At 61.8% G+C, this 22,035-nt stretch carries 24 protein-coding genes and 3 pseudogenes; 18 read left to right on the top strand and 9 right to left on the bottom strand.

Annotated features, from left to right (window positions below; translation table 11 throughout):
• Positions 1–438 precede the first annotated feature (438 nt).
• The 4 genes from X742_RS147315 to X742_RS147330 all read right to left on the bottom strand — a co-directional run bounded on the left by X742_RS147315 (position 439) and on the right by X742_RS147330 (position 2,205).
• Positions 439–738 carry a hypothetical protein gene (locus tag X742_RS147315; protein ID WP_023773881.1) on the bottom strand — a complete coding sequence of 100 codons (300 nt, stop codon included), beginning with the start codon at positions 736–738 and terminating at the stop codon, positions 439–441.
• Positions 739–802: 64 nt separating this feature from the next.
• Positions 803–1,408 carry an ATP-dependent Clp protease proteolytic subunit gene (locus X742_RS147320; protein ID WP_023773880.1) on the bottom strand — a complete coding sequence of 202 codons (606 nt, stop codon included), beginning with the start codon at positions 1,406–1,408 and terminating at the stop codon, positions 803–805.
• A 24-nt stretch (positions 1,409–1,432) separates the two neighbouring features.
• Positions 1,433–1,894, bottom strand: coding sequence for an SRPBCC domain-containing protein (locus X742_RS147325; RefSeq protein WP_023773879.1), 462 nt, complete (start codon positions 1,892–1,894; stop codon positions 1,433–1,435).
• Positions 1,891–2,205, bottom strand: coding sequence for a metalloregulator ArsR/SmtB family transcription factor (locus X742_RS147330; RefSeq protein WP_023773878.1), 315 nt, complete (start codon positions 2,203–2,205; stop codon positions 1,891–1,893). Before X742_RS147330 ends, X742_RS147325 begins: the two co-directional genes overlap by 4 nt.
• Positions 2,206–2,430: 225 nt before the next feature.
• Between X742_RS147330 and X742_RS147335 the strand changes: the two genes are divergently transcribed.
• From X742_RS147335 to X742_RS1000000175905, 3 genes and pseudogenes are all read left to right on the top strand, one after another.
• Positions 2,431–2,955 (top strand): single-stranded DNA-binding protein, encoded by a 525-nt coding sequence (locus X742_RS147335; RefSeq protein WP_023773877.1) that lies wholly within the window; start codon positions 2,431–2,433, stop codon positions 2,953–2,955.
• Between the two features lie 128 nt (positions 2,956–3,083).
• Positions 3,084–3,500 (top strand): annotated as a pseudogene (locus tag X742_RS1000000174895) (OsmC family protein); the annotation flags it as partial.
• Between the two features lie 3 nt (positions 3,501–3,503).
• A pseudogene (locus X742_RS1000000175905) lies at positions 3,504–3,749 on the top strand (OsmC family protein); the annotation flags it as partial.
• Between the two features lie 17 nt (positions 3,750–3,766).
• On the opposite strand, the gene X742_RS147340 reads toward X742_RS1000000175905, so the two are convergent.
• The 3 genes and pseudogenes from X742_RS147340 to X742_RS147345 form a co-directional block, all read right to left on the bottom strand.
• Entirely contained in the window at positions 3,767–4,396 is a 630-nt protein-coding gene (locus X742_RS147340; protein ID WP_023773875.1) for a MarC family protein, read from the bottom strand.
• Between the two features lie 81 nt (positions 4,397–4,477).
• A pseudogene (locus tag X742_RS01000000170435) lies at positions 4,478–4,866 on the bottom strand (VOC family protein).
• A 32-nt stretch (positions 4,867–4,898) separates the two neighbouring features.
• The gene (locus tag X742_RS147345; protein WP_023773874.1) at positions 4,899–5,432 is read right to left on the bottom strand and encodes a hypothetical protein; all 534 of its coding nucleotides are present in this window, start codon (positions 5,430–5,432) and stop codon (positions 4,899–4,901) included.
• Between the two features lie 84 nt (positions 5,433–5,516).
• On the opposite strand from X742_RS147345, the gene X742_RS147350 reads away from it, so the two are divergent.
• Positions 5,517–6,347: an AraC family transcriptional regulator gene (locus X742_RS147350; protein ID WP_023773873.1), complete on the top strand. Its 831-nt coding sequence runs from the start codon at positions 5,517–5,519 to the stop codon at positions 6,345–6,347.
• Positions 6,348–9,524: 3,177 nt separating this feature from the next.
• On the opposite strand, the gene X742_RS1000000172860 is transcribed toward X742_RS147350, so the two are convergent.
• The gene (locus X742_RS1000000172860; protein ID WP_023773872.1) at positions 9,525–9,677 is read right to left on the bottom strand and encodes a hypothetical protein; all 153 of its coding nucleotides are present in this window, start codon (positions 9,675–9,677) and stop codon (positions 9,525–9,527) included.
• Positions 9,678–9,870: 193 nt separating this feature from the next.
• Here X742_RS1000000172860 and coaD point away from each other — a divergent pair, with 193 nt between their 5' ends.
• The 7 genes from coaD to tgt all read left to right on the top strand — a co-directional run bounded on the left by coaD (position 9,871) and on the right by tgt (position 14,322).
• Positions 9,871–10,371, top strand: a complete 501-nt coding sequence (gene coaD / locus X742_RS147355; RefSeq protein WP_015317718.1) for a pantetheine-phosphate adenylyltransferase — start codon at positions 9,871–9,873, stop codon at positions 10,369–10,371.
• A 15-nt stretch (positions 10,372–10,386) separates the two neighbouring features.
• Positions 10,387–10,974 (top strand): peptidylprolyl isomerase, encoded by a 588-nt coding sequence (locus tag X742_RS147360; protein WP_023773871.1) that lies wholly within the window; start codon positions 10,387–10,389, stop codon positions 10,972–10,974.
• Between the two features lie 27 nt (positions 10,975–11,001).
• Positions 11,002–11,514: a peptidylprolyl isomerase gene (locus tag X742_RS147365; RefSeq protein ID WP_015317720.1), complete on the top strand. Its 513-nt coding sequence runs from the start codon at positions 11,002–11,004 to the stop codon at positions 11,512–11,514.
• A gap of 12 nt (positions 11,515–11,526) precedes the next feature.
• Positions 11,527–11,976 carry a DMT family transporter gene (locus X742_RS147370; RefSeq protein WP_023773870.1) on the top strand — a complete coding sequence of 150 codons (450 nt, stop codon included), beginning with the start codon at positions 11,527–11,529 and terminating at the stop codon, positions 11,974–11,976.
• Between the two features lie 6 nt (positions 11,977–11,982).
• Positions 11,983–12,969: an S-adenosylmethionine:tRNA ribosyltransferase-isomerase gene (locus tag X742_RS01000000170425; protein ID WP_348524184.1), complete on the top strand. Its 987-nt coding sequence runs from the start codon at positions 11,983–11,985 to the stop codon at positions 12,967–12,969.
• Complete coding sequence (locus X742_RS147375; protein WP_023773869.1) at positions 12,930–13,199, top strand: hypothetical protein; 270 nt, start codon at positions 12,930–12,932, stop codon at positions 13,197–13,199. The genes X742_RS01000000170425 and X742_RS147375 overlap by 40 nt, the downstream gene beginning before the upstream one ends.
• A complete protein-coding gene (gene tgt / locus X742_RS147380; RefSeq protein ID WP_023773868.1) occupies positions 13,192–14,322 on the top strand; it encodes a tRNA guanosine(34) transglycosylase Tgt in 1,131 nt (376 codons plus the stop codon). Before X742_RS147375 ends, tgt begins: the two co-directional genes overlap by 8 nt.
• A gap of 6 nt (positions 14,323–14,328) precedes the next feature.
• Here tgt and X742_RS147385 read toward each other — a convergent pair whose 3' ends face one another.
• The gene (locus X742_RS147385; RefSeq protein WP_023773867.1) at positions 14,329–14,748 is read right to left on the bottom strand and encodes a DUF4864 domain-containing protein; all 420 of its coding nucleotides are present in this window, start codon (positions 14,746–14,748) and stop codon (positions 14,329–14,331) included.
• 321 nt (positions 14,749–15,069) lie between these two features.
• On the opposite strand from X742_RS147385, the gene X742_RS147390 reads away from it, so the two are divergent.
• The 7 genes from X742_RS147390 (at position 15,070) to X742_RS147420 (ending at position 22,007) form a co-directional block, all read left to right on the top strand.
• Positions 15,070–15,306 (top strand): Lrp/AsnC family transcriptional regulator, encoded by a 237-nt coding sequence (locus tag X742_RS147390; protein ID WP_010909609.1) that lies wholly within the window; start codon positions 15,070–15,072, stop codon positions 15,304–15,306.
• A gap of 171 nt (positions 15,307–15,477) precedes the next feature.
• A complete protein-coding gene (locus X742_RS147395) occupies positions 15,478–16,890 on the top strand; it encodes a circularly permuted type 2 ATP-grasp protein (RefSeq protein WP_023773866.1) in 1,413 nt (470 codons plus the stop codon).
• 131 nt (positions 16,891–17,021) lie between these two features.
• A complete protein-coding gene (locus X742_RS147400; RefSeq protein WP_023773865.1) occupies positions 17,022–17,963 on the top strand; it encodes an alpha-E domain-containing protein in 942 nt (313 codons plus the stop codon).
• A gap of 64 nt (positions 17,964–18,027) precedes the next feature.
• Positions 18,028–18,819, top strand: coding sequence for a transglutaminase family protein (locus X742_RS147405; protein WP_023773864.1), 792 nt, complete (start codon positions 18,028–18,030; stop codon positions 18,817–18,819).
• Positions 18,820–18,850: 31 nt separating this feature from the next.
• A complete protein-coding gene (locus X742_RS147410) occupies positions 18,851–19,582 on the top strand; it encodes a peptidase (RefSeq protein WP_023773863.1) in 732 nt (243 codons plus the stop codon).
• A 116-nt stretch (positions 19,583–19,698) separates the two neighbouring features.
• Positions 19,699–21,111: an aspartate aminotransferase family protein gene (locus X742_RS147415; RefSeq protein WP_023773862.1), complete on the top strand. Its 1,413-nt coding sequence runs from the start codon at positions 19,699–19,701 to the stop codon at positions 21,109–21,111.
• Positions 21,112–21,239: 128 nt separating this feature from the next.
• Positions 21,240–22,007, top strand: a complete 768-nt coding sequence (locus tag X742_RS147420) for a DeoR/GlpR family DNA-binding transcription regulator (protein ID WP_023773861.1) — start codon at positions 21,240–21,242, stop codon at positions 22,005–22,007.
• Positions 22,008–22,035: the final 28 nt, after the last annotated feature.

Genomic DNA, 22,035 nt, shown 5'->3' with positions numbered 1-22,035 from the left:
CGCACGGGAGCAGTCTTCGAAAGTCAGCGAAGCCGGCCGTCTATCGATGGCCTCGCCGCCCCAAGGCGGCCTGCGAGACGCCGCAGGCATTTGCGATTTGCGCTTCACGACGACAATGTCGCAACGGACAAGAGGAGCGGAGCATGACGCCACCGGATAGTCCCCCAGGGCTTCAGTTGTTACTGGAGCCGCGGCAGGCATAAGTGCCAAGGGCAGGTGTTTTCGCCGCCCGACAAACCGTGACCTGCCGTATCCCTGAAAATCAGAGACTGCTAGTCGGATCGTCGGCTGAATGCCGCGAAGCATCCGAAATCAAACGCCGGCAGTACACTCCCGGCAAAAAATGGATTTGAGATCCAGAAAAGCCCCGTCCGTTTTGCCCAAGGCACGGCGGGGCTGTTCTTTTGGGCGGCTCCAGTTGGAAGGCCCGATCTTTGCCTATCTGGGTGGCTTGATCCCGCCAGCTCCGACATCGACGGTGATGCTGCCGGAAATCCTGACGTCGGTATTGCCGATCTTGAACTGCCCGTTGCCGCTGCTGGGGAACGCGTCGTCGGGTTCGGGCGCCGGGGCCGGCTTGGCGATGCGATAGTCGCCGGTTACGCCGGGCAGGGCGCTTTTCCGGACCGACGACGAGGCGTCGTCGGCAAGTGCCGATCTGGACACGAGGCCAACGATGGCAAGCACCAAGGCGGCGGTGACACGGTGCGATGTTCTTGATGGATGAGTGTCGGTCATCCCCTTTTATAGGGGCCTGCCGCCACCGGAACCAGAGCGGGATCGTCAAATCTTCGACGAGCAGCTACGCAGCCTTTTTGCGGGTGTCGAACACATGGTCGACAATGCCCCAGGCCTTGGCCTCGCGAGCGGTCATGAAATGGTCGCGGTCGAGCGTGCGCTCGACGTCTTCATAGCTGCGGCCGCAGTGCTGGGCGTAGAGTTCGGTCATGTGGCGTTTGGTCTGGCCGATGCGTTCGGCGTGCCGCTGGATGTCGGAAGCCTGGCCCTGGAAGCCGCCCAGCGGCTGATGCAGCAGGATAGTGGCGTTGGGCAGTGCGATGCGGCGCCCGGCCGTGCCCGCCATCAGCAGGAACGATCCCATCGATGCCGCAAAGCCCATGCACACGGTCGACACCGGGCAACTGATATACTGCATCGTGTCGTAGATGGCGAAGCCGCTGGTCACCATGCCGCCCGGCGAGTTGATGTAGAGCGAGATCTCCTTCTCGGGATTGTCCGACTCCAGCGACAAAAGCTGCGCGCAGACCAGCGCCGAGACGTCGTCGTTGATCTCGCCGTTGACGAAGACGATGCGCTCGCGCAGCAGCCGCGAAAAAATGTCGAATGCGCGTTCGCCGCGGCTCGATTGCTCGATTACCATGGGCACAAGACTGGCAACACCGCTCATTTTTCTGTCTCCAATTTTCCGTGTTCAGGCCGCGTGCAGCAGCAGAAGGCGTGGTGTGTTCGCGGCTATAGGCGTTCCGGCCCCGCGCAGCGAAAGCCGGCAGCCGGCCCCCGCCATGGCCACGGCCGGCATCGCCTTGCGAGCAAAGCCGTCATGGACGATGCGCAGATGCGTGCCGCCGGAAACGGTACGGGCGAGTGTGAAGGTGACGGTGCTGTCGAGTCGGTGCGCGGCATCGTCCGACTTCTCGTGCCAGGAATAGCGCAGCAGGCGCTCGGGCTCGGCATCGAGAATCTCGCATTCGATCGCCGCGTCTTGACCGGCGAAGGCAAAGCGGCTGCCGGTCTGCGGCCTGATGTCGTTGGGCATCATCCAGGCGGCGAGCAGTTCCGGCACGGTAAGCGCCCGCCAAACCTTTTCCGGCGGCTCGGCAAGATCGTATTCGAACTCGATCGCATCGGGAGAGACTTCGCTTTGGCTCTTCATTGATCCATGTCCTTCAAAACCGTCTTCAGCCTTTCGATGCGCTCCGGCCAGAAGGTACGGTAGCGTTCGATCCATGAGAGCAGCGGGGCAAGCCCCCGCGGATCCGCACGATAGTAGGCGTTGCGGCCGGCCCGACGCTCGACCACGAGGCCGGCGCCCCGCAGCACCGCCAGATGCTGCGACACCGCCGGCTGCGACACCGTCAAGCCGTTGCGCAATTCCGACACGCTCATCTCACTTGTGGCGAGACGCTCGAAGACAGCACGGCGTGTCGGGTCGGCCAAGGCGCGGAAAATCTCTGCTTCGATCATGACAAAAGCATAAGTCGATACTTATCGATTTGGCAAGCGGTGTTTTGAGACCCATATACAGCGCTCGGGCATTGCTGCCATTCCTTGACAATCGGGGGCGGTGCATATAGGAACGAAAAGGGAACAAAAACGTTGTGGGAAAAGCCAGCCTTGGCAAGCGGCTGACGTGCGTAGCCTGTAAGGTGCTGCGACAAAAATTTGTTTCGGATAGCGCGGAGAAATATCATGGCGGGTAGCGTCAACAAGGTCATTCTGGTCGGCAATCTCGGCGCTGACCCTGAAATCCGCCGCCTGAACTCGGGCGAGCCGGTCGTCAACATTCGCATCGCGACGTCGGAAAGCTGGCGCGACAAGAATTCCGGCGAGCGCAAGGAAAAGACCGAGTGGCATAACGTCGTCATCTTCAATGAGGGCATCGCCAAGGTGGCCGAGCAGTATCTGAAGAAGGGTATGAAGGTTTATGTCGAGGGCCAGCTGCAGACGCGCAAATGGCAGGACCAGACCGGTGCCGACAAATATACGACCGAAGTCGTGCTGCAGAAATTCCGCGGCGAGTTGCAGATGCTCGATGCGCGTGGCCAGGGTGAGGGCGGTCAGGTTGGCGGCTACAGCGGTGGCGGCAGCAGCCGTGGTTCCGATTTCGGCCAGTCGAGCCCGAACGAAGGGTTCAACCGCGGTGGCGGCAACGCTCCCAGAGGCGGCGGTGGCGGTGGTTCGTCGCGCGAATTGGACGACGAAATTCCATTCTGATCGAAAGCCGTACCAAATAGCGAATACCTTTGCTTGATATGCCCCGAGGGTCCGCATGGACTTTCGGGGTTTTGCATGGTGGTTTTGAACTGACCTTGGCGCGATCGGAGACGTAAAGAGGACTGGCGATGAAGGCACGGGTAAAATGGGTCGAGGAGCGCACCTTCGTCGGCGAGTCCGGCAGCGGTCACAAGGTCGTGCTGGGCACGGCGTCAAGCCCGGAAGGCAAGACGCCGGGACCGAGCCCGATGGAGCTGGTGCTGATCGGCACCGGCGGCTGCTCGGCTTATGATGTCGTCCATATCCTCGAAAAGGGCCGCGAGGCGGTCGAGGACTGCGTGATCGAACTCGACGCCGACCGCGCCGAGACCGACCCGAAAGTGTTCACCCGGATCCATATGCATTTCATCATCAAGGGCCGTGCGTTGTCGCCCGACAAGGTGAAACGCGCGATCGACCTGTCGATCGACAAATACTGCTCGGCTTCCGCCATGATGGCCAAGACAGCCACGATTACGCATGATTTCGAGATCGTCGATACGACGNTCGAAAAGGGCCGCGAGGCGGTCGAGGACTGCGTGATCGAACTCGACGCCGACCGCGCCGAGACCGACCCGAAGGTGTTCACCCGGATCCATATGCATTTCATCATCAAGGGCCGTGCGTTGTCGCCCGACAAGGTGAAACGCGCGATCGACCTGTCGATCGACAGATACTGCTCGGCTTCCGCCATGATGGCCAAGACAGCCACGATTACGCATGATTTCGAGATCGTCGATACGACGGCGAAATAGGGCCGTAGGTATACCGCTCAACCGGCCATCAGCGCCTTGATGCCATCTGCCACGAACTGCACGGCCAGTGCCGCCAGGATAACCCCGAGCAGGCGGGTCAGGATCGAGCGGCCGGTCTGGCCGAGGATGCGGTCGATGCGTTCCGACAGCACGAAGACCACATAGGTTATGACGAGACAGACAAGAATGATGCCGACCAGGGCCGCCTGCGCCGCAAAACCCTGAAACGAGCCGGAGAGCAGCACCGTCGCTGAAATCGCGCCGGGGCCGGCGATCAGCGGGATCGCCAGGGGGAAGGCGGCGATGTTGTGAATCATGTCCTTGGTGATGGCGACGTCGCCGATCTTTTCCTTGCGGTCCTGCCGGCGCTCGAACACCATTTCGAAGGCGATGAAGAACAGCAGGAACCCGCCGGCGACCCGGAACGCGGGCAGGGTGATGCCGAACACCGACAGGATCGACGCCCCGGCCACCGCAAACAGCGCCATCACCAGAAAACCGATGACCGAGGCGCGCACGGAAACCTGGCTGCGCTCCTCGCGGTTCATGCCGCGCGTCACGGCCAGGAACAGAGGCGCCAGCCCAGGCGGATCGATGGTCACGAGAATGGTGACGAAGGCATTGAACAGGCTGTCGAAACTCGGCATTGCTGACCCCTCCCGCCGGGCCAAGCCCGTGCCCACACTGGTAGAGCAAACCCCGGTCGGTGGGAACAGTCAGAAGCGAGGTTAGGCGGCAGCGCCGCAACAGGCCTCCAGGCGATAACCGTCCGGATCGACGACGAAGGCCGCGTCATAGTTCTCGCCATAATCGGCGCGCAGGCCCGGTGCGCCATTGTCGCTGCCGCCTTCGCGCAGCGCCCCGGCATGAAAGGCAACGACGCTATCCCGTGTCGGCGCGGCGAAGCAGAAATGCAGGCCGGATCTCTCGTCCGCCGGCACCGGGCGCGCCGCCTCGTTGACCCATAGCGCGACAGCCTGGGGCGCGACAGCCTTGACACCATAGCCGAGCGAGCCCGGCGATTGGCTGACGCAAGTGAAGCCGAGGGGCCCCAGCGCGGCGTAGAAACGTTTGGAGGCGGTGACGTCGCGAACGCGATCGAGATATGATCGAACATGGTTTTCTCCTTTAATACAAAGGGTTGTGATGTCATCTTTTAGATTGACGATGCGCCAGGAACTCGACCTCCATGCGCCAGTCCGCGCCGTCATGCGAGCGCTCGCCGAGCCATCGGAAGGAATTCTCGGTGATGCGCGAAAAGCTCCAGCGTACCGACGAACCGGTGCCGTCGGCGCCGACCTGCACGATCGTGTCGCCTTCGGCGCGGCCGAGCTGGCGGCTGAAATACTGGTTACGCGGGTCGCTCCAGAAGATGTGCCAGGCATCGACTCCGGGGTCATAGACTCGCAGCGTCGTGCCGTAAAAGGTCCATTTGCCGAGCGATGGCGAGGGGCCGGCGTCACGCGCGGGCAGGATCCAGACGTCCTGGATGGCGCGGCCTTCCAGCGCCCAGCCGAAATGCACCTCGCCGCGTCCGGTCAGCACCGTCCCGTCCTCGAGATGGCGCGCGGCGTCAAACGTCCAGGCACCCGCGAAGCGGCCGTAAAGGTTCAGTTTTTCGGCAAGCCCGTCGATCGGTCCGGGACTGTGCAAGGCTTCGGCAAATGTGGATTGGTCCAGCATGGCTGCGGCCTCTTCTTGTCAGGAGACCGCAAGCAATAGGTGCCGGCGGGGTTATGGGCTTGGGAAAAATTGCTATATTCGGCCATGACGGCGACCGCGAATACCCTTGCATCCGGACCTGGCTGGCATGTGGCGGATGTGATCTGCACGGCCAGCGCCGGCGATCGGCCGTTCGAGGAAGTGCATCGAGATTTTTGCGTCGCGGCGGTCACCGGTGGCACGTTCCGCTATCGCGCACAGCAAGGCACCGCAATGCTCGCGCCAGGCAGCCTCCTGCTTGGCAATTCCGGCACATGCTACGAATGCGGGCACGAGCATGGCAGCGGCGACCGTTGCCTCTCCTTCCATTTCGGGCCGGCCTATATGGACCGGATCGTCGCCGACGTACCGGGCGCTGGGAAGCTGACCTTCGAGACGCCACGCCTGCCGCCGTTACCCGCCATCGCACCGCTGCTGGCCGAGGCGGAAGCCGCGCGCGACATCGCCGACGCAGGCGCCTTCGAGGAACTCGCCCTGCGCATGGCAGGTGCCGCCGTGGCGACAATCTCAGGCGCAAGGCACGCCAGTCGCGATCCAAGCCGCCGCGATCAGAAAAGGGTTGCCGAGGCGGTGAGGCGGATCGAACTGGATGCCGACGGACCGGTCTCGCTTCCAGCGTTGGCGGATGAGACCGCGACCAGTCCCTATCATTTCCTGCGCACCTTCCGGCAGGTCGCCGGCATGACGCCCTATCAGTACCTGCTCAGGACCCGGTTGCATCGCGCGGCGGTGCGATTGCGCACGTCCAACGATGCCATCTCGACAATTGCTTTCGAGGCCGGCTTCAACGATCTGTCGACCTTCAATCGCCGGTTTCGACGCGTCATGGGTGAAACGCCGGGCCGGTATCGGTCCGGGCGCGTTGGCAGCCGCTGAAAAGTTGCCACGAGCTCCAATTGATCGCGCGCGCGGCGTTCGTCTGGGGAAAACGGTCCATTGGCGGCTTTTGCCGTGCTGGCGGCGAAAGGGTTGTGGCCATATCGTCGCAATCAGTGGTATCCATTTGAAATTACCGCTAAAATTGACACTGGAAAAGTGCCCCGGACATTGGAGTTTCGGCCTCGCTTCCTATATAAGCAGCGAGTGATTCCTGATTAGATTGTGATCCGATTTGACCGACCAGAAGACACCGCGCGGCACAGACGGCGGCCCCAGCGGCATCGAGCCGATATCCATTATCGAGGAGATGCAGCGCTCCTATCTCGATTACGCCATGAGCGTGATCGTCAGCCGTGCGCTGCCCGATGTGCGCGACGGCCTGAAGCCGGTGCACCGCCGCATCCTCTACGCCGCCCATGAGAGCGGCTATCACTGGAATCGCAAATATGTGAAATCGGCGCGCCCCGTCGCCGACGTGATGGGTAAATACCATCCGCATGGCGACGCCTCGATCTATGACGCCTTGGTGCGCATGGCGCAGGACTGGTCGCTGCGCGTGCCGTTGATCGATGGGCAGGGCAATTTCGGTTCGATCGACGGCGATCCGCCCGCGGCGATGCGCTACACCGAATCGCGCCTGACCAAGGTCGCGCACGAGCTGTTGGAGGATATCGACAAGGATACCGTCGATTTCCAGGACACCTATGATGCTTCGGACACCGAGCCGAAGGTTCTGCCGGCGCGCTTTCCCAATCTGCTGGTCAACGGTTCGGGCGGCATTGCCGTCGGCATGGCCACCAACATTCCGCCGCACAATCTCGGTGAAGTCTGCAACGCCGCCATCGCCGTCATTGACAATCCGGCGATCGACCTGCCGGCGCTGATGGAAATCATTCCGGGCCCCGATTTCCCGACCGGCGGTATCGTGCTTGGCCGCTCCGGCATCTACAGCGCCTATTCCACCGGCCGCGGCTCCATCGTCATGCGCGGCAAGGTCAACATAGAGCAGCGCGGCAATGACCGCGAGTCGATCATCATCACCGAGGTTCCCTACCAGGTGAACAAGGCCTCGATGATCGAGAAGATGGCCGAACTGGTGCGCGACAAGCGCGTCGAGGGCATTTCCGATATACGCGACGAAAGCGACCGTCAGGGTTATCGCGTCGTCATCGAACTCAAGCGTGACGCCGTTGCCGACGTCGTCCTCAACCAGCTCTACCGGTTCACGCCGCTGCAGAGCTCCTTCGGCGCCAACATGGTGGCTCTGAACGGCGGCAAACCGGAGCTGCTGAACCTGACCGACATGCTGAAGGCGTTCGTCACCTTCCGCGAGGAGGTGATCAGCCGGCGGACGAAGTTCCTGCTGCGCAAGGCGCGGGACCGTGCCCATGTGCTGGTTGGCCTTGCCATCGCCGTCGCCAACATCGACGAGGTCATCAAGCTGATCCGCACCGCGCCGGACCCGCAGACGGCGCGCGAGCAATTGATGGAGCGGCGCTGGCCCTCGGGCGACGTTGAATCGCTGATCCTCCTCATCGACGATCCGCGCCACCGTATCAACGAGGACGGCACCTACAATCTGTCCGAGGAACAGGCTCGCGCCATCCTCGAACTGCGCCTGCAGCGCCTGACCGCGCTTGGCCGCGACGAAATCGCCGATGAGTTGAATACGATCGGCGACGAGATCAAGGACTACCTCGACATCCTGTCGTCGCGCGCGCGTATTCAGCAGATCGTCAAGGACGAACTCGCCGCCGTGCGCGACGAGTTCGGCACGCCACGCCGCACCGAGCTCACCGACGGCGGCGCGGACATGGAAGACGAGGATCTGATCCAGCGCGAGGACATGGTCGTGACGGTGAGCCATTCCGGCTACATCAAGCGCGTGCCGCTGTCGCTCTATCGAGCGCAGCGCCGCGGCGGCAAGGGCCGCTCCGGCATGTCGACCAAGGAAGAGGATTTCGTCACCCGGCTGTTCGTGGCCAACACACACACGCCGGTGCTGTTCTTCTCCTCGCGCGGCATTGTCTACAAGGAAAAGGTGTGGCGGCTGCCGATCGGCAACCCGCAGTCACGCGGCAAGGCCCTGATCAACATGCTGCCGCTGGAGCAGGGCGAGCGCATCACCACCATCATGCCGCTGCCCGAGGACGAGACCAGCTGGGGCGATCTCGACGTGATGTTCGCCACGACGCGCGGCACCGTGCGCCGAAACAAATTGTCCGACTTCGTCCAGGTCAATCGCAACGGCAAGATCGCCATGAAGCTGGAGGAGGAGGGCGACGAAATTCTCGGCGTCGAGACCTGCACCGACAATGACGACGTGCTTCTGACGGCGAATTCGGGTCAGTGCATTCGCTTCTCCGTCGGCGACGTGCGCGTCTTCCAGAGCCGCAATTCGGTCGGCGTTCGCGGCATAACCATGGCTGAAACCGACCGCATCATCTCCATGTCGGTGATCGAGCATGTCAATGCTTCACCGGCGGAACGCGCTGCTTACCTCAAGCGGGCGGCGTTGGAGCGGCGGTTTGCCGCCGAGACGGTCGGAGAGGAAGAAGAGATCGCGCTCACCAATGAGGAGATCGGCGAGGAGACCGAGCTTCCAGACGACCGCTACGAATTTCTCAAGGCGCATGAGCAGTACGTGCTGACGGTGACCGAATTTGGATACGGCAAGCGCTCATCGTCCTACGATTTCCGCCTGACCGGCCGCGGCGGCAAGGGCATCCGCGCCACCGACGTGTCGAAGGCGGCCGAGATCGGCCAGCTGGTGGCGACCTTCCCGGTCGGAAATGACGATCAGATCAAGATCGGAAGAGCACACGTCTGAACTCNATCGGCCAGCTGGTGGCGACCTTCCCGGTCGGAAATGACGATCAGATCATGCTGGTGTCGGATGGCGGCACAGTCATCCGGGTACCTGTCAACGGCATCCGTTTCGCCAGCCGCGCCACCAAGGGCGTGACGATCTTCAATACGGCTGAAGGTGAAAAGGTGGTTTCGGTCGAGCGGATTTCGGAGCCGCAATCGGACGAGGAAGTGGAAGAGGCCGTCGAGGGTGGCGCGGGGTCGGATTCGACTGACAGCGGTCCGGATAACGCCGAATAGTCCTGGAGCAGATTTGACATAGCAACGCCGGCCTGTCGGCCGGCGCGGCAGCAAGTGCGGACTGTCTTAATAGTGGCGATACGGCTTGCGCAGGCCAAAGCCTTCGAAGCGTTTGGTGGTGGCCTTGACGCGGATGCGCTGTGCTTCCTGATGCAGCCCGAATAGCGTGGCGATCAGCATGGCGACGGTCATTGCGGTGGCGAGCATGTAGGTCAGCATGTGCGTGTTCTCCTGCGCCTTACAACGGAGATATGGGACTTTGGTTTCATCTTATTAAGGGTGCAGCCTAGTGAACGCTGCGTGAAGGCTTCGTGATCAGCGTGTTCATCTGTCGTTCATGTGCCGAAAAGGTTCATGGGCCGCCTGCCAATCGGATTTGCCTTTGTGATAGAGGCTCGCTAGAAGCTCCGCCATGACCGAACGCATCGCCCTTTATGCCGGCTCCTTCGACCCGCTGACCAACGGCCATCTCGATGTGCTGAAAGCGTCGCTGGCGGTTGCCGACATTGTTTATGCCGCGATCGGCATTCATCCGGGCAAGAAGCCGCTGTTTTCGTTCGAAGATCGGGTGCAGTTGATCGAAGCCGCCGCGAAAGCCGAATTCGGCCGCGACGGCGCCCGCATCAAGGTGGTTGCCTTCGATGGCCTGGTGATCGATGCGGCCAGGAGAGAAGGCGCCTCGATCATGATCCGCGGTCTGCGCGACGGCACCGACCTCGACTACGAAATGCAAATGGCTGGCATGAACGAAACCATGGCGCCTGAGCTGCAGACGGTTTTCCTGCCCGCCAGCCCGTCGGTGCGCACCATTACCGCCACACTTGTGCGCCAGATAGCCTCGATGGGTGGCGACATCCGCCCCTTCGTGCCGGCGGCCGTGGCCGGCGCGCTCACCGCAAAATTCGCGAAATAAGCTCGGAGAACCCTCATGCAGCTCAGAAGGCTCGCCTCATTCTTTGTTGTGCTCGCCGGTCTCGTGACCGCATCGGTCTCGGCCTATGCAGCAGATCCGGAAAACACGATGATCATCACGCTGAAAGATGGCGACGTGACGATCGCGCTGCGACCCGATCTGGCGCCCAAGCATGTCGCGCAGATCAAGAAGCTGGTGCGTGACCATGCCTACGACAATGTCGCATTCCACCGTGTCATCGATGGTTTCATGGCGCAGACCGGCGACGTCAAGTTCGGCAACATGAACAAGGGCTTCAATGCCCAGGCCGTCGGCACCGGCGGCTCCGACCTGCCCGACCTGCCTGCCGAGTTCTCGCAGGCCGAGCATTACAAGCGCGGCGTGGTCGGCATGGCCCGTTCGCAGGATCCGAACTCCGCCAATTCGCAGTTCTTCATCATGTTCGGACCGGCGCCGCCGCTCGATGGCCAGTATACGATCGTCGGCAATGTCGTCAGCGGCATGGACCTGGTGGACAAGATCAAGAAGGGCGACGAGGCGGACAATGGCACGGTCACCGATCCCGACCGGATGATCAAAGTGCGCATCGCCGCCCACAAATAATTTCATTTTTACAAAAGGATATCTGACATGGCTGAGATCAAGGACCGCGAGAACGCGCTCATCATGGAAACGACCAAGGGCAAGGTCGTCATCGAACTGTTTCCCGATTTGGCTCCCGGCCATGTCGCCCGCATCAAGGAACTGGCGCGTGAAGGCGCCTATGACGGCGTCGTCTTCCATCGTGTCATCGAAGGCTTCATGGCGCAGACCGGCGACGTGAAATTCGGCAATTCCAGCAAGCCCAGCTTCGCGCCGTCTCGCGCCGGCATGGGCGGCTCGGAAAAGCCTGACCTGAAGGCCGAGTTCTCCAACGCGAACCACGGCCGCGGCACCTGCTCTATGGCTCGTTCGCAGAACCCGAACTCGGCCAATTCGCAGTTCTTCATCTGCTTCGACGACGCCGCGTTCCTCAACCGCCAGTACACGGTCTGGGGCCAGGTCATCGAGGGCATGGACAATGTCGACAAGATCAAGCGCGGCGAGCCGGTGCAGGATCCCGACAAGATCGTGTCGCTAAAGGTCGCGGCCGACGTCAAGTAAGGACAAACGACAATGATGGGCGTCGTCTGGTCGCTTCTCGGCATCCTGTCCGGCGCCTTCATTGCCATCCAGGCGCCGATCAATTCGCAGCTTGCGCGCGGCCTGGGTCTCCCCGTAGCTGCAGCCGCGTTTTCGTTCCTGTCGGGCGCGGTCGTGCTTGGCATCATCTCCGTGACGGTGGTGAAGCTGCAAGGCATCTCGCTCGACTGGAAGGCGCCGGCGCCCTGGCTGTTTGTCGCCGGCGGCATGCTCGGCGGCTTCTACGTCACGCTGTCGACGATCCTGACGCCGCGCATTGGTGCCGCCGCCCTGATGGCGTTCCTGGTGGCCGGCCAGTTGCTCGCGGGTATGCTCATCGACCGCGTCGGCTTCCTTGGCGTCGCCGTGCGTGAAATCTCGCTCGGCCGCGTCGCCGGCGCGGTGCTTCTGCTGGCCGGAGCGCTGCTCGTTCGGCTGTTTTGAGTCCCGATGCGCGTCGACATCTTTGACTTCGACTTGCCGGAGGAGCGCATCGCGCTTCGCCCGGCAGATCCGCGCGACAGCGCCAAAATGCTGGTGGTCAAGCCAGGCAAGGGGCTGGAGGACACGACGGTCGGCTGCCTGCCATCCTTGCTCCGCGGCGGCGACGTGCTGGTCTTCAACGACACCAAGGTCATTCCGGCGCAGTTGAAAGGCATCAGGCGGCGCGGCGAAGCACAGTCACAGGTCGAGGCCACGCTGCACATGCGCATGGCGCCGGACCGCTGGCTGGCCTTCATGCGGCCGGGCAAGCGCATTGCCGTCGGCGACCGCATCCATTTCGGCCATGACGGCAATTCCTGTTTCCTCGGCCAGCTCGACGCCACCGTGATTGAAAAAGGCGAGGGCGGCGAAGCGCTGCTCGGCTTTGATCTATCCGGTCCTTTCCTCGACGAGGCGCTGCACGCGGTCGGCCACATTCCGCTGCCGCCCTACATCGCCTCGAAGCGCGATGACGACGAGCGCGACCGTGCCGACTACCAGACCATCTATGCCCGGGAAGAAGGTGCGGTAGCGGCGCCCACCGCGGGCCTGCACTTCACGCCGGCGCTTTTCGCGGCGCTGGACGCCAAAGGCGTCGAACGCCGCTTCGTCACTTTGCATGTGGGCGCCGGTACGTTCCTCCCGGTCAAGGCGGACGATACCGCGGACCACAAGATGCATGCCGAGATCGGCTCGGTCAGCCAGGCGACCGCCNTTCATCACGCCCGGCTACCGCTTTCGCACGGCCGACATGCTGATGACCAACTTCCATCTGCCGCGCTCGACGCTGTTCATGCTGGTCTCGGCTTTCAGCGGCCTCGACACGATGCGTGCCGCCTATGCGCATGCCATCGAGAGCGGTTACAGGTTCTATTCCTATGGAGACGCCAGTCTCTTGTTCAGGGAGGAGAACGATGGACGATGATCTGCAAACCTTCGACCGCGACAGGCTGATCGCGGAAGTGAAAAAGCTGCGCGCCGGCATTCGCGCGCACCGGGATTCCACAGGTCATGATCTCTGCTGGCATCACCCCGATCTGTGGGACCTGCTGCCGGAAAAGACCGAGCCGTCAATCGCAGTGCCGCCCTGGCCAAAATTCATGCGCGGCTGCATCCAATACCGGATGGCGCTCGACGAGCAGGCGCCGGATGCTCCGGTATTCGACAAGGAATTCAATGGCTGAGAATTTCACCTTCAAGGTGTTGGCGACCGATGGCAAGGCGCGGCGCGGTCTGATCGACATGCCGCGCGGCGAAATCCGCACGCCGGCCTTCATGCCGGTCGGCACCGGTGGCACGGTCAAGGCCATGTACATGGACCAGGTGCGCGGCGTTGGCGCCGACATTATCCTTGGCAACACCTATCACCTGATGCTGCGGCCCGGGGCCGAGCGCGTCGCGCGGCTCGGCGGTCTGCACGAATTCGCCCGCTGGCCGCATCCGATCCTGACCGACAGCGGCGGTTTTCAAGTGATGTCCCTGTCGAAGCTGAGGAAGCTGACGGAAAAGGGCGTCACCTTCCGTTCGCACATTGATGGTGCGGCTTACGAGATGTCGCCGGAGCGCTCGATCGAAATTCAAGGTCTGCTCGATTCCGACATCCAGATGCAGCTCGACGAATGCACCGCGCTGCCGGCCGAGATCAAGGAGATCGAGCGCGCCATGGAACTGTCGCTGCGCTGGGCGGAGCGCTGCAAGACGGCGTTCGGCGACCAGCCGGGCAAAGCGATGTTCGGCATCGTGCAGGGTGGTGACAACGCGGCGCTCAGGGTGCGCTCGGCACAGGCGCTGAGCGCGATGGAGCTCAAGGGCTATGCTGTCGGCGGCTTGGCCGTCGGCGAGCCGCAGGCGGTGATGCTCGACATGCTCGACATCACCTGTCCCGAACTGCCAGATAACAAGCCGCGCTATCTGATGGGCGTGGGAACCCCGGACGATATCCTCAAATCGGTTGCGCGCGGCATCGACATGTTCGATTGCGTGATGCCGACGCGGGCCGGCCGGCACGGCCTGGCCTATACGAGGCGCGGCAAGGTCAACCTGCGCAACGCCCGCCATGCCGACGATCCGCGCCCTCTCGATGAAGAGAGCGACTGCCCGGCAGCCAGGGATTATTCGCGTGCCTATCTGCACCATCTGGTGCGCTCGCAGGAGGCGCTCGGCGCGATGCTGCTGACCTGGAACAACCTGTCCTACTACCAGAAGCTGATGCAGCACATCCGCGCCGCGATCGAAACCGGCACCTTCGAGACGCGCGGGGCCGAGATCAGCGAACGCTGGGCGAGAGGCGATATCCCGGCGCTGTAAACCCGTTCAGGTGCTGAGCGAGTTCGACGCCCGCAGGCTGCAGCCGGTGATCCGGAATGTGCCGTCAGGCTGCTGCTGCAGCGTGTACACCGCCTCATAATCCTTGCCGTCCGGGCCGACGATCAGTACCTGCTGGACGATAGAACCGGGACCAGTCTGCTCGACCTTGCCGAAAGCGTAGGACTGGGGTTTGCGCACAGGCGGGTAGCCGTTGGTCACCATATTCATGAAGGCATCGACAGTCGGGAATATCTGCTTCACGTTCGGGGCGGCAAAGCTGTAGGCCTTGGCGCCGTCATCGGCGATGAGGGCCTTCAACTGACCGTCGATGACGGACTGACCAGCCTTGATCTCGGCATCTCCGGCAAGCGCCTGGGAAGCCAAAATGAGCGAAACGAACGCGAATGCGAAAAAGCCGCGGCGCATGGCTTGTCTCCACCGTCCCTCGAACCGCCTCCAGAAAAGTTTCCAGGAGACACCCTAACATACGCGCGCGGGCGCTTCACGGTTTCAGCGGCCGCCAATATTCGTCCCGCCCCGGTGCAGAAGCCATGCACGAACGATATTGCAGGGCACGCCGGCGCTAGTGATCGGCGGCAGGCTGTCCAAGAGCGGCATGCCGGTTGCGGAGCCGCGCGAGGCGGTGGCCAGGGCCCGCGCCGGCTAAGTGCGCATTCCAGTGCTTGAAAGGCCGCCTCCAGTCTGCCAGAAGGGCCGCTTGACCTGGAAGTTTAGCGGGACGAAGCCATGAAGGCGTTTTTCGTGCAGATCAAATGCGAGCTGGGCAAATCCTATGAGGTTGCCAGCGCGCTTGCCGACGCCGAGATCGCCTCGGAAATCTACTCCACCGCCGGCAATTACGATCTGCTCGCCAAATTCTATGTCGACGACGAAGAAGACGTCGGCCATTTCGTCAACGAGAAGGTGCAGATTCTCCCCGGCATCAAGGACACGTTCACCGTCGTCACCTTCCGCGCTTTCTAACAGTGCGAGGCAGTTGCCCGGCCACGAGGCAAAGGCTGATCAAGCTTGTAGTTGGGCTGCCTTAATTTTAGGCAGCCGCAACATACTGATCGTCCGCTTCCCCCAAATCACCGATTGCGCTTGATTTTCTCCCACGACGCCAGTGAAATGGCCTCACAGGGGAGTATGCGATTGGCAGCGTTCGATGAAATGCTTCCGGAAGTCTCCGGATTGAGAAGACCGTATTCGGCTTACGATCACTGGCTGAAGGAGCAGGATCCAGCCAGGCTTACCGAGAAGATGCAGGACGCCGAGCGCGTTTTTCGCAAGACGGGCATTACCTTCGCCGTCTATGGCGAACAGGAAGCCTCCGAACGGCTGATCCCGTTCGACATCGTCCCTCGCATCATTTCCGGCAATGAGTGGCGGCGCCTGACGCAAGGCATCGAGCAGCGCGTACAGGCGCTGAACGCCTTCCTCGACGACATCTACCATCGCCAGGAAATCCTGCGCGCCGGCCGCGTTCCAAGGGATCTCATCGCCAGGAACGAGGCCTTCCTGCCGGAGATGATCGGCGTGCGGCCGCCGGCCGGCGTCTATACCCACATTATCGGCGTCGACATCGTTCGCATCAGCGAGGACGAGTTCTACGTTCTGGAAGACAATGCGCGCACGCCGTCCGGTGTCTCCTACATGCTGGAGAACCGTGAAACGATGATGCAGCTGTTCCCCGAGCTGTTCCAGAAGATCAAGGTGCGGCCAGTGGAGAACTACCCGCAGCTGCTGCGCCAGTCGCTGGCGGCCGTGCGGCCGCAGAACACCAAGGGTGCCCCGACCATCGCGGTGCTGACGCCGGGCAGTTTCAATTCCGCCTATTTCGAACACGCTTTCCTTGCCGACCAGATGGGTGTGCAGCTTGTGGAGGGCCAGGACCTGCGCGTCGTCGACGGCCATGTCGCGATGCGCACCACTGAAGGCTACAAGCAGATCGACGTGCTTTACCGCCGCGTCGACGATTCTTTCCTCGATCCGCTGACCTTCAGGCCGGATTCAGCGCTTGGCATACCCGGCATCATGGATGTCTACCGAGCCGGCAATATCACCATCGCCAATGCGCCTGGCACGGGTATAGCCGACGACAAGGCGATCTATTCGTATATGCCGGAGATCGTCGAATTCTACACCGGCCGCAAGGCGATCCTCGGCAATATCCCGACCTGGCGCTGTTCGGAGCCGGACAGCCTGAAATATGTGCTCGAGCACATCCACGAACTGGTCATCAAGGAAGTGCATGGTTCCGGCGGCTACGGCATGCTGGTCGGCCCGGCGGCGACCAAGATGGAATGTCAGGATTTCGCCAAGAAGCTGCAGGCCAAACCGTCTAATTACATCGCCCAGCCGACGCTCGCGCTCTCGACCTGTCCGATCCTGACTGAAAAGGGGCTGGCGCCGCGCCACGTCGATCTCAGGCCCTACGTACTCGTCTCGGATCGCATCCAGATCGTGCCCGGCGGGCTGACGCGCGTCGCGCTGAAGGAAGGCTCACTGGTGGTGAACTCATCCCAGGGCGGCGGGACGAAAGATACCTGGGTACTGGATGATTGAGCTGAGTCAGTAGTCAGTAGTCAGTAGTCAGTAGTGAAGCAGAGGGGAAAGAAGTGCCATATTCCTTTGAGATTCAATCGCTTTCTCCTTCCTATTCGCTATTCCTTATTCACTAGCCCGAAGGGCCTCACATGCTTCTCGGCCGCACCGCGAACGGGCTCTACTGGATGAACCGCTATATCGAGCGGGCGGAAAACATGGCGCGGCTGGTCGACGCCGGGTTGCGCATGGCGCTCACCCGCACCCAGAGCGCGTCGGAGGAGTGGAATTCGGTGCTGCTCAGCGCCGGCTCCGACATCACCTTCAAGCAGAAATACCCGGACTATACCGCGGCCAATGTCTCTGATTTCCTCTTGCGCGACACGTCGAACCCATCGAGCACGATGTCGTCGATCGAGACTGCCCGCAACAATGCGCGCATGGTGCGCACCGCGTTGACGCGCGAGACGTGGGAGAGCATCAACGAAGCCTGGATGGCGCTGAAACGGATGCTGGCGCGGCCGATCGACGAGCGCGACCTGCCCAATGTGCTCGACGCGATCAAGCGCGAGACCGCGCTGATCCGCGGCTCGTTTTACGGCACCATGCTGCGCAACGAGATCTTCGATTTCTCGCAGCTCGGCACCTATGTCGAGCGCGCCGACAACACCGCGCGCATCCTCGACGTGAAATACTACGTGCTGTTGCCGTCGATCTCCTGGGTCGGCTCGACGCTCGACAACTACCAGTGGGAATCGATCCTGCGCTCGGTGTCGGCGCATCGCTCGTATCGCTGGGTTTATGATGCCGACTACAAGCCGACCAACATCGCCGACTACCTGATCCTCAACGTCCGCATGCCGCGATCGCTGACCTTCTGCTATCGCTTCCTGGCAGAGCATCTGAAGTTCCTAGGTGACGACTATGGCAAGCGCCATGCCTGCCATGCGACGGCGGAAAAGACGCAGGCAATGCTGCAAGCAGGATCGATCAAGGACATATTCGACGCCGGACTGCACGAGTTCCTGGCAGGGTTCATTCGCGACAACACCAAGCTCGGCGACGAGATCGCGCAGGATTACAGGTTTAATTGAGCATGATGCCGGGAAGTGGATATCGTTTTTCGCTAGAGATCGTGCACGCGAACGGAAGATGGCCATGCGGCTGAAAATCACGCACCGGACCGAATACCGCTACGATGCACCGGTGCAGTATTTGCTCCAGAGGCTGCGGCTGCTTCCGGTGAGCGGGCCGACTCAGACCGTGCTGTCCTGGGCGCTGAAGGTCGAGGGTGCGCGCGAGGAAGTGCGATTTACCGACCATTACGGCAACGACAACAGGCTGTTGAGCGTCGAGGGTGACCACGACTTCATCACTGTCGAAGCGTCGGGCGAGGTGGTGACGCGCGATACATCGGGTGTTTGCGGGCCTCATCAAGGCTTCGCGCCACTCTGGTTGTTCGCGCAGGAGACCGCTTTGACCACCATAGGCGGCGGCATCCGTGATCTTACCGAGGCAGTCGGCAAGGGCACCGACCTTGACAGGCTGCACCGGCTGATGGCCGCCATTGGCGAGCGCGTCGCCTACACGCCGGGAACAACCAATGCGACGACCTCGGCCGAGGAAGCTTTGGTACTGAAAACCGGAGTCTGCCAGGACCATAGCCACATCTTTGCCGCCGCCGCGCGCGCCATGGGATTTCCGGCCCGCTATGTCAGCGGCTATCTGATGATGGATGCGGTGGAGCAGGCGGCAAGCCACGCGTGGGCCGAAGCGCATGTCGCGGGCCTCGGCTGGGTTGCCTTCGATCCCGCCAACGGTATTTCTCCCGACGAACGTTATGTGAAGGTGGCCACCGGTCGCGACTACCGTGACGCTTCGCCGGTGTCGGGAATTCGACTGGGACAGGCGGAAGAACTGCTTGCGGTCACCGTCACGGTAGAGCAGTAATCCCCCAGGGATTACCGCCTTAAGAGATTCCATGACCTATTGCGTCGGCCTCAAGATCGATCGCGGACTCGTGTTCATGTCGGACACGCGTACCAATGCCGGCATGGATTCGATCTCGACCTTCAAGAAGATGCATGTCTGGGAACAGCCGGGCGAGCGCGTCATCGTGCTGATGTCGGCCGGCAACCTGGCGACCACACAGGCCGTGGTCAGCCTGCTCGACGAACGCACCAAGGCGGTGACCGACCGCCATGAGAAGCTGCTCGAGACGCCATCCATGTATCAGACGGTGCGGCTGCTCGGCGACACGGTGAAGGAAGTGATCGCGCAATCGTCGCCCGCCGGCGAGAAGGCAGATTCCTATTTCAATGCCTCCTTCATCCTCGGCGGGCAGATCAAGGGCAGCCCGCCACGCCTGTTCATGATCTACCCCGAAGGCAATTTCATCGAGTCGACCGAGGACACGCCGTTCTTCCAGATCGGAGAGACCAAGTACGGCAAGCCGATCATCATTCGCGCCTACGAAAAGACGATGAGCCTGGCCGAGACGGTGAAACTGCTTCTGGTGTCGTTCGATTCGACGCTGAAGTCGAACCTGTCGGTCGGCCTGCCGCTCGATCTGCTTTTCCTGGAGCAGGACGCCTTTCAGGTCGGCCTTAAAAAGCGGATCGGCCAGGACGACCAGTATTACCGCACGATCTCCGATGGATGGTCGAATGCGCTGAAGACGGCCTTCGCCAGCCTGCCGGATTTTCCTGGCTAGTCCGCAAATCTCGCCGCCCGTCGGCGACTTCAAATGTTTCACGTGGTGATTAATATCCGATCTTGAGGAGCCGGGGGGCTACCACCGGCAGCGAATGATCATGTCGGGAGGACAAGATGAACAATGACGATTTCCGGCAATGGTCGCAACGCGCCGCCGATTGGGGCGCCGACTACCGCAACAATTTGCGTGAGCGGCCGGTGCGGCCGCTGATCGAGCCGGGCGACATTTACAGGAGCATCGAGGCGTCGCCGCCCGAAGACGCGGAGTCGATGGACAGGATTTTCGCCGATTTCCAAGAGAAGATCGTGCCGGGGATGACGCATTGGCAGCACCCGCGCTTCTTCGCCTATTTCCCGGCCAACGCGGCGCCGGTCTCGGTGGTGGCTGAATATCTGGTGTCGGCGATGGCAGCGCAATGCATGCTCTGGCAGACCTCGCCGGCGGCGACCGAGCTTGAAATGCGGACCGTCGACTGGATGCGCCAGGCGCTCGGCCTGCCGGAAGGATTCTCCGGCGTTATCCAGGATTCGGCCTCGTCGGCGACACTCAACGCGGTATTGACCATGCGCGAGCGGGCGCTGGACTGGCAAGGCAACAAAAGAGGATTGGCCGGGCAGGGGCGGTTGCGCATCTATTCCTCCGACCAGGTGCACACTTCGATCGATCGGGCGATCTGGGTGTCAGGCATAGGCGAGGACAATCTCGTGCGCATTCCGGTCGCCGGCCGTTTTCGCGCCATGGATGCGACCGCACTCGACGCGGCAATCGTCGCCGACCGCGCGGCCGGCATGTTGCCCGCCGGCATCATCGCCAGCGTGGGCGGCACCAGCACCGGGGGCACGGACGATATTGCAGCCGTTGCGGCGGTCGCCGGTCGGCATGGGCTCTACCTGCATGTCGATGCCGCCTGGGCCGGGTCGGCGATGATCTGTCCGGAGTACCGGCATTTTTGGGCTGGCGCCGAGCTGGCGGATTCCATCGTCTTCAACCCCCACAAATGGCTGGGCGCGCAATTCGACTGCTCGATGCAGTTCATTCGCCGGCCCGAGGACCTCGTTCGCACGCTGGCCATCAAGCCCGAATTCCTCAAGACACACGGCCGCGACGGCATCATCAACTATTCCGAATGGTCGGTGCCGCTTGGTCGGCGCTTCCGGGCGCTGAAGCTTTGGTTTCTGTTGCGCGCGCATGGGCTGGAAAACCTGCGAACCATGATTCGCAACCATGTCGCCTGGAGCGAGGGCCTTGCCGCACGGCTGGCAAGGGAGGTGGATTTCGAGATCGTCACCGAGCCAATGCTGTCGCTGTTTTCGTTCCGGCACAAGGCTGCCTCGGCCGCCGATGCCGACGAGCACAATCTGCGGCTCGTCAACGCGATCAACGATGATGGCCGCATCTACCTGACGCAAACGAAGGTCGATGGGAAGGTGGCGATCCGCTTCCAGGTCGGCCAGTTCGACGCGACGGCGGGAGACGTCGATGCCGCTTTCACCGCCATTACCGAAATTGCGCGTGCCACGGCCTGAAAAGGCGGCATGAAGGTCGCGCGGAGGGTTCACCCGTACAATCATCAGATTTCGTTAGCCGGCTTGCACCTTTTCATCGGTTTCGTTTTCTATTATAAGCAAGAAAAACGAAAACGGGAGCTTGCCTTATGTATCTGTCGCCGCGCCATGCCGAGATCATCCAGATGGCCAAGGACAACGGCCGCGTGCTGGTTGATGACCTGGCTACGCATTTCAACGTGACGCCGCAGACCATACGCAAGGACCTCAACGATTTGTGCGACCAGCGGCTGCTTTCGCGCGTCCATGGGGGGGCCTTGTTCCCGTCTGGTATCGAGAACATGGAGTATGAAGCCAGGCGCAAGATCGCGGCCGACGAGAAGGAAGCGATAGGCCGCGCGGCGGCCAGGTTGATTCCCGACAACGCCTCGCTGTTCATCAACATCGGCACCACGACAGAGGCAGTCAGCAAGGCGCTACTCGATCATGACGGCCTGATGGTCATCACCAATAACATCAATGTTGCCAATAGGATGCGCGTCTATCCCTCGATCGAGGTGGTGATTGCGGGCGGAGTGGTGCGCGGCTCCGACGGGGGTGTTGTCGGCGAGGCGGCGGTCGATTTCATTAGGCAGTTCAAGGTCGACTACGCTGTCATCGGCGCCTCGGCTATCGATCATGATGGCGCGCTGCTCGATTTTGATTTCCGCGAGGTGAAGGTGGCGCAAGCGATCATCGCCAATGCCAGGCACGTCATTCTGGTTTCCGACCAGACCAAGTTCGAACGCACGGCGCCTGTGCGTATCGGCCATCTGTCGCAGGTCAACACCTTCATCACTGATCGCTGCGACATCCCGTCCGTGCGCAAGATCTGCCAGGAGGCCGAGGTTCAGCTCATCGAGACGTCGCTTGGCTGACGCAATTCACGGTCTTCTCAAAGGCGCG

Source organism: Mesorhizobium sp. LNHC229A00, from assembly GCF_000502415.1.
Classification (GTDB): Bacteria; Pseudomonadota; Alphaproteobacteria; order Rhizobiales; family Rhizobiaceae; genus Mesorhizobium.
This window is presented reverse-complemented; position numbering and strand designations above follow the sequence as displayed.

Excerpts from the sequence above, each read along its gene's own strand:
- X742_RS147315 (WP_023773881.1), bottom strand. The coding sequence starts at position 738 with ATGACCGACACTCATCCATCAAGAACATCGCACCGTGTCACCGCCGCC.
- X742_RS147330 (WP_023773878.1), bottom strand. The coding sequence starts at position 2,205 with ATGATCGAAGCAGAGATTTTCCGCGCCTTGGCCGACCCGACACGCCGT.
- X742_RS147370 (WP_023773870.1), top strand. The coding sequence starts at position 11,527 with ATGATGGGCGTCGTCTGGTCGCTTCTCGGCATCCTGTCCGGCGCCTTC.
- X742_RS147400 (WP_023773865.1), top strand. The coding sequence starts at position 17,022 with ATGCTTCTCGGCCGCACCGCGAACGGGCTCTACTGGATGAACCGCTAT.
- X742_RS147410 (WP_023773863.1), top strand. The coding sequence starts at position 18,851 with ATGACCTATTGCGTCGGCCTCAAGATCGATCGCGGACTCGTGTTCATG.
- X742_RS1000000172860 (WP_023773872.1), bottom strand. The coding sequence starts at position 9,677 with ATGCTGACCTACATGCTCGCCACCGCAATGACCGTCGCCATGCTGATC.
- X742_RS147320 (WP_023773880.1), bottom strand. The coding sequence starts at position 1,408 with ATGAGCGGTGTTGCCAGTCTTGTGCCCATGGTAATCGAGCAATCGAGC.
- X742_RS147390 (WP_010909609.1), top strand. The coding sequence starts at position 15,070 with ATGAAGGCGTTTTTCGTGCAGATCAAATGCGAGCTGGGCAAATCCTAT.
- X742_RS147385 (WP_023773867.1), bottom strand. The coding sequence starts at position 14,748 with ATGCGCCGCGGCTTTTTCGCATTCGCGTTCGTTTCGCTCATTTTGGCT.
- X742_RS147420 (WP_023773861.1), top strand. The coding sequence starts at position 21,240 with ATGTATCTGTCGCCGCGCCATGCCGAGATCATCCAGATGGCCAAGGAC.
- tgt (WP_023773868.1), top strand. The coding sequence starts at position 13,192 with ATGGCTGAGAATTTCACCTTCAAGGTGTTGGCGACCGATGGCAAGGCG.
- X742_RS147345 (WP_023773874.1), bottom strand. The coding sequence starts at position 5,432 with ATGCTGGACCAATCCACATTTGCCGAAGCCTTGCACAGTCCCGGACCG.
- X742_RS147415 (WP_023773862.1), top strand. The coding sequence starts at position 19,699 with ATGAACAATGACGATTTCCGGCAATGGTCGCAACGCGCCGCCGATTGG.
- X742_RS147375 (WP_023773869.1), top strand. The coding sequence starts at position 12,930 with ATGGACGATGATCTGCAAACCTTCGACCGCGACAGGCTGATCGCGGAA.
- coaD (WP_015317718.1), top strand. The coding sequence starts at position 9,871 with ATGACCGAACGCATCGCCCTTTATGCCGGCTCCTTCGACCCGCTGACC.
- X742_RS147405 (WP_023773864.1), top strand. The coding sequence starts at position 18,028 with ATGCGGCTGAAAATCACGCACCGGACCGAATACCGCTACGATGCACCG.
- X742_RS147365 (WP_015317720.1), top strand. The coding sequence starts at position 11,002 with ATGGCTGAGATCAAGGACCGCGAGAACGCGCTCATCATGGAAACGACC.
- X742_RS147335 (WP_023773877.1), top strand. The coding sequence starts at position 2,431 with ATGGCGGGTAGCGTCAACAAGGTCATTCTGGTCGGCAATCTCGGCGCT.
- X742_RS147350 (WP_023773873.1), top strand. The coding sequence starts at position 5,517 with ATGACGGCGACCGCGAATACCCTTGCATCCGGACCTGGCTGGCATGTG.
- X742_RS147325 (WP_023773879.1), bottom strand. The coding sequence starts at position 1,894 with ATGAAGAGCCAAAGCGAAGTCTCTCCCGATGCGATCGAGTTCGAATAC.
- X742_RS147340 (WP_023773875.1), bottom strand. The coding sequence starts at position 4,396 with ATGCCGAGTTTCGACAGCCTGTTCAATGCCTTCGTCACCATTCTCGTG.
- X742_RS147360 (WP_023773871.1), top strand. The coding sequence starts at position 10,387 with ATGCAGCTCAGAAGGCTCGCCTCATTCTTTGTTGTGCTCGCCGGTCTC.